Origin of the sequence: Halorubrum sp. Boch-26 (assembly GCF_029889805.1) — an archaeon.
GTDB lineage: Archaea > Halobacteriota > Halobacteria > Halobacteriales > Haloferacaceae > Halorubrum.
Genome location: NZ_JARANT010000126.1, coordinates 1 through 5,825, shown reverse-complemented (window position 1 = coordinate 5,825; position 5,825 = coordinate 1). Strand labels below are relative to the sequence as shown.

General features: G+C 63.8%; 4 protein-coding genes and 1 pseudogene. 1 reads left to right on the top strand and 4 read right to left on the bottom strand.

The annotated features are described in order from the left end of the window. The 3 genes from pstC to OQF71_RS13550 all read right to left on the bottom strand — a co-directional run. On the bottom strand, nt 1-958 hold a 958-nt coding region (gene pstC / locus OQF71_RS13560), incomplete at its 3' end, for a phosphate ABC transporter permease subunit PstC (protein WP_280588310.1). Between the two features lie 45 nt (nt 959-1,003). Beyond that, nucleotides 1,004-2,170 (bottom strand): substrate-binding domain-containing protein, encoded by a 1,167-nt coding sequence (locus tag OQF71_RS13555; protein WP_280588308.1) that lies wholly within the window; start codon nt 2,168-2,170, stop codon nt 1,004-1,006. 752 nt (nt 2,171-2,922) lie between these two features. Next, nucleotides 2,923-3,996: an aldo/keto reductase gene (locus tag OQF71_RS13550; protein WP_280588306.1), complete on the bottom strand. Its 1,074-nt coding sequence runs from the start codon at nt 3,994-3,996 to the stop codon at nt 2,923-2,925. A 148-nt stretch (nt 3,997-4,144) separates the two neighbouring features. Here OQF71_RS13550 and OQF71_RS13545 point away from each other — a divergent pair, with 148 nt between their 5' ends. After that, complete coding sequence (locus OQF71_RS13545; RefSeq protein WP_280588304.1) at nt 4,145-5,047, top strand: acyltransferase; 903 nt, start codon at nt 4,145-4,147, stop codon at nt 5,045-5,047. A 24-nt stretch (nt 5,048-5,071) separates the two neighbouring features. Here the strand turns inward: OQF71_RS13545 and OQF71_RS14620 are convergent. Beyond that, a pseudogene (locus OQF71_RS14620) lies at nt 5,072-5,632 on the bottom strand (helix-turn-helix domain-containing protein). Between the last annotated feature and the right edge of the window lie 193 nt (nt 5,633-5,825).

The following is a 5,825-nucleotide window of genomic DNA, read 5'->3' as shown; positions in this document are numbered from 1 at the left end:
TCTCCCGCGATTCGCCTACGTCTCGTGGGCCGCTTGATGTGTTTATGAGACTGTGCATCACGGTCGCGGCCATCGTCTCGCCGATGGCCCGACCGACGCCGAGGAGGACGGCCGCCGAGACACCCGAGAATGCCGCGGGAAGCGTGATCGAGGTCATCGACTGCCAGTCGGTCGCCCCGAGCGCGAGCGATCCGTCTTTCATCACGTCCGGAACGCTCGTCAGCGCGTCCTCGGCCACGGAGACGACGGTCGGCAGCGCCATCAGCCCGACGACCATTCCGACGAACAGGTACGTCGAACCGCCGTTGAGGTCAAACGCCCCGCTCGCCCACGGGTTGATGACAGTGAAGCCGATGAACCCGTAGACGATTGAGGGGATGCCCGCCAGTATCTCGATGCCCGGCTTGACGAGCTCGCGGACCTGAGGAGGTGCGATCTCAGCAATGAACAGCGCCGCGGCGACGCCGAGCGGGGCCGCCACGAGCGTCGCAATGGTCGTCACCATCACCGTTCCGTGGATCATCGGGAGCAGCGAGTAGCGAACGGGCTCCGAGACGGCGTCCCAACGGGTCTGTGTGAACATTCCGAGTCCCGGAACGGAGACGCCGAACACGCTCGTCGTCTCGTACTGAAACGCAGGAATCGATTCGACGAAAATGAACACGACGATGAGCCCGAGGGTCACGAGCGTCACCGTCGTCATCGCGAAGGTGACCGAACGGGCGACAAGCGCCTGATGACGCGCCCAGCCGTAGCCTGTGGCGATCAGGAACGCGCCGAGCGGAACTGCGGTCCACGGCGACGCCAGTAGGAACCCGACGAACGCGACCAGTAGCGACCCCATCGACACGAGGACCACTGCCAGTGCCTCCGGGTCGGTGTCACCGACGAACTCTCGCGTTCTGGTCAGCCGTCGCTCGATGCTAGCGCGCCAATCGGTTTGGGGGGTAAGTGACATATAATGGGGTCGGACCGCGAAGCGAGCGTCCGCGCGACCGAGGAGTTACGCCTGATCGGGGAGCTTCTCGCGTTCGGCCTCGATGTCAGACGTCGGAAGCGTGATGTAGTTGACGTCCTCGACGAACGTCTTCTGGCCGAACTCGGTCAGGAACATGTTGAGGAACGCGGCTTCGCGCATGTCCGTGCCGTCAGGCGTCTCCTCGTTGATCCGGGTGTACATGTGCAGGTCCCGGTTCAGCGGGTATTCAGAGTCGAAGATGGTGTTCTCGGCGTCGGGGTCCGGGCGGTAGACGGTGCCCTCGAAGTCGATCGCAATCGCTTGGATCCCCGATCCGGAGAACGCCAGCGCCATGTAGCCGATGGCGTTGTCGTTGTCTTGGAGGACCTGCTGGACCTGCTGGTTCTGTCCGAGGCGCGTGTCGACATCCATCGGGGCGTCGGCGTCGCCGAGCATGTTCAGCCGGAACGAGGTGTCGGTCCCGGAGCCCTCTGCGCGGCCGACCACGTATATCTCTTGATCCGGGCCGCCGACCTCGCTCCAGTTGGTGATGTCGCCTTGGTAGATGCCGCGGATCTGCTCGCCGGTGAGTTGTTCGACCCCGGCGTCGTAGATGGCCTGACTCACGAACACCGGCTGGCCGTCGCGGCCGACGACGTGGTCGACGTAGTTCTCGTCGCGCTCCTCCTCGCTGATGTCGAGCTCCGCCGTGATCGGTCCGGAGGAGTTTCCGATGTCAACGAGCCCGTCTCGAACCGCCTCACAGCCGGTCCCAGAGTGACTGAGCGCGACGCGGGTGGCAAACGGCGGATTCGACCGTTCACCAGACGGCTCGAAGCCGTATAAGCTGGCGAAATAATCGGCGATGTTCATGTCGGTCTCGATCTGGTCCCACCCGGCGACCGACGACTCGTCGTTGGCCCCCCAGTACTCGCCGTCGCTCGCCGGCGAGTTCGAGTTCCAGTAGGAACTCCCTTTGTTCGAGATGGGGTACACCGTCGACGATCCCTCGGCCGTCACCGTCGCCGGAGCCGAGGATCCGGACTCCATCGTGTTGCCTTCCTCGTTCTCGCTCCCACCGCTGCTGCCGTCGCTACCGTCATCGCTGTTGCCGCTACAGCCAGCGAGGCCGGCTGCCCCGACCGCGGCCGACGTGAGCAGATACTTTCTGCGTGATACCGCGTCCGCCTGACGCCCCGAATCACGTGACATCAGGTGATTGGAGGCGAGACTCTATTAAACAGGTTTATAATAGGCGGTTATACCGATATCTCCTACTATCGTACTGTTCTTATCAGGGAGTAGTGGTTGTTGCCAATACTGATCAATATATAGTAAAATGACCCCCTCGATGAGCCACTCTGTTCGGGGGATCATCACAGCAATTCATTCATCGACTCTGTTGAAATCCCATCCCTCAGACGCAAACTAGGATGAACAGTTGGTCGCTGAAGACTGAACACTGACCGATGGTGCTTCTATACTCCGATGTTCCAGTAGCCGTGCAAGATACGCTGTGTATTCAGCAAAATGTTGAGAACATCTCACCGGTTGAGGCTTCCAACAGAGCCCACTCGGATTAATTCACATCGACTAGATCGTCGAACAGATGTGTGTCTGCGCTATCATTTCACGCCTACTGCCCGGTGATGAGAGTTTAAAAAGTAGCAAGTATTTCCTACACAACGAGACAGCGAATTACGGACGTTTTATACCCGTCAACCGGTTATTTACTCGTGGTGGCCATGACGATCCGTTACCCCCACTGAGCCCCTTGTGACGAGGGTTTTTCCACCGAGCCACCACTTCCGTTCCGTCGAGCCGCGGCGCCGACTCGCGAGCGGTCTCGGCCGTATCGGGACCGCAGTGAAAGTGATACTAACTCGGACTGTCGCTCCGCAGTCGTGCGGTCTCGACGCGAAAAGGGTGGGTTCGATCTCGCCGGCCGACTCCGCTGTCCGGGCTCAGTACGACGCGGCGCGCTTGTCGAGACCGGCGGCCTCGATGTCCTCTCCGTCGACGGAGGTCCGGAGGACGTCCATCCCGTCGTCGCGGTCGACCTCGAAGTTCCGCGCGTACAGCTCGTCGACGCGCTCGTACTCGGCTTCGGAGAGCGGCGGCACGTCGCTCGCGGCGCTCCACTCCGCGATGTCGTCGCCGTCGCGGAAGGTGGGCGTCACCGACGCGACCTCGTCGTGTGCGAGCAGCCACCGGATCGCGGCCTGCGCCATCGTGCGGGTTCCCTCGGCGTGGTCGGGGTCTTCGAGGAAGCGGATCGCCTCCACCTTCTCCCAGCCGGTCTCGTACCACTCTTTCGGGCGGTGCGAGCGGTGGTCGCCGTCTTCGAGGACGGTGTCGGGCGTCACCTGCTCGTTGAGCAGGCCGGAGGAGTGCGGGACGCGGGCGATCACCGAGGTGTCGGAGTCGGACTCGCGGACGGTGTCCACGAAGTGGCGACCCGGCTCCTGCTCGAAGAGGTTGAAGACGGTCTGGACCGCGTCGAACTCCTCGTACTCGACGGCGGCGTCGCCCTCGGCGAGCCAGCCGATCGAGGGGCCGAGCGCCCAGCCGAGGGCGCGGACACGGCCGTCCGCCTTCCACTCGGCGAGGAGGTCGCGCACTCCGGGCGTGACCTCGTCGACGTTCGCGTTGTGGAGCTGGAGCACGTCGACGTAGTCGGTGTCGAGCCGGTCGAGCGAGGCCTCGAACGCCTCGGTGAGGTACTCCTCGTTCAGCTCCTTGGGGAGCTCGCCGTGGCCCGCCTGCGGGTTGTCGTAGAAGTCGTAGCCGATTTTCGTCGACAGCGTCACCTCGTCGCGACGCCCGTCGATCGCTTCCCCGATGATCGTCTCGCTGTCGCCGTGGCCGTACACGTCGCCGGTGTCGACGTAGGTGACGCCGGCGTCGAGCGCCGTCTCGACCATCTCGACCGCCTGTTCGTCCGAGCGGTCGCCCCACCAGTCGGTGCCGACGACCCACGCGCCGAAGCCGATCTCAGAGACCTCGACGCCGGAGTTCCCGAGTTCGCGGTGCTGCATACCTCGAATTGGGGATCGGGACACTTAGCGAGTGCGGTTCCCCCACGCGGCGGGACCGCGACCACGATTTATAAGCGGTTTCCGCGTCGCGTTCGCGGGCGCGTCGCACAACCGAATCCCTTTGGGGAACGGCGACGAAGGAGGCCCGATGACAAAGCGACACGTGTCCCTGCCCGACGGCGCGGAGGCCGGGGTCCGAGGGTTCGTCGACGAGGTGGACGAGCGACTCTCCTCGGACGAGGACACCTGTGACGTGGTTCGAGACGTGTTGATCGACCTCCACGGCGACCGCGAGCGGTGGGAGGCGTGGCAGGACGGGGAGTCGGTGTCGAAGGCCGAGCGCGTCCGCCTTCAGGGGTACGACCCGTGTAACGCGACGCTGGAGTCGGAGTACTACGCCGAGAAGGACGAAGAGCAGTTCCAACGCTCGAAACACCTCCAGTGGCTCTGGCGTCAGTTCGACGCCACGCCGATGGCCGACAACGTCGAATTCGCCCTCCGCTTCCGCCAGATGCTCGGCAACCACCTGTTCGCCGAGTGCGGGGACAACTGTCGTTTCTTCAAGGGGATCTCCGTCACCTACGGCCACAACATCGAGGTCGGCGACAACGTCGTGATCCACGACGACGTGCACCTCGACGACCGCGGGAAGCTGACGATCGGCGACCGGGCGTCGGTTTCGGACGGCGTCCACCTCTACAGCCACGACCACGACCTCGTCGACCAGACCGAGGTCCGTAACTTCCACACGATCGTCGAGGACGACGCCCGCGTCACTTACGACGCCATGGTGCGCGCCGGCTGCCGGATCGGCGAGAACAGCGTCGTCGGCGCGCGGTCGGTCGTGCAGGGCGACGTCCCCGACCACCACGTCGTCGTCGGCTCGCCCGCCCGGAGCGTCCGCGTGAAGCCGGGGTGGGAGGCGGTCGCCGACGATCTGGAGGACGGGCGGCTTCCCGACAACCAGGACGAGCGCGAGCTCGAGTACGAGCTCCCCGAGGACCTCGACCAGTTCGACGAGTTCCAGCGGGACCTTCGGCCGCCGAACTGAGGGTCGGCCGACAGAAACGGCGCGTCAGTCGTCGCCCTCGTCGACCAACAGCGTGTTCGCCACCAGCGTGTCGATGCCGCGGCGGAGGCGTTCGGTCACGGCCTGATCGGAGATGTCGAACCCGTCCGCGAGTTCCTGCGTGGATATCTCTCTCGGTAGCGACTAGTACCCGTTCTCCACGGCGTACGCGAGCGTTTCGCGCTGTGGGACCGTCAGTCAGTACCAGGGTCCGGCGTCGGGTTTCGTGGGGTTGTAGATGCGCTCGACCGACACGCGGATGTTCTCGTCGACGTAGTACTCTTGAAACGTCGAGAGCGCCTCGTGGGTCGGGAACCTGAGTTCGAGCCCCCAGGTGTCGGTAGTTCCGGTCGCGCCCAACAGCACCGCATCCAGATCGAGAATTCGTCGTAGCAGCGAGGCCTCCGACGGCTCCCAGTCTAGCGCGTACAACGTCTCGTCGTCGTGCGTGTTGACGAGCTGGATCTCGTTGACCGACGGGTGTTCGCTGACGGAGCGCTCGAACGTCTCCCGGGCGTCGTTCCGGATCCGAACGAACGGCGTCGGTTTCCCGCCCAGCGGTACCATCGTTTCGAGGGCGATCTGGGTCGGCCCTTCGACTCGGAGGATCTGTCCCAGCTCGAACGTCTGGGATGGGACAGCTATAAAGCGCAAGGAGAATACCCGCGGCTTTAGGCGCGGGATGAATCCGACAACGCCGACACGTTCAACCGTCGATGGCACAGCCTGAGTTTCCCAATCCTCACTTTTAATTATCAAT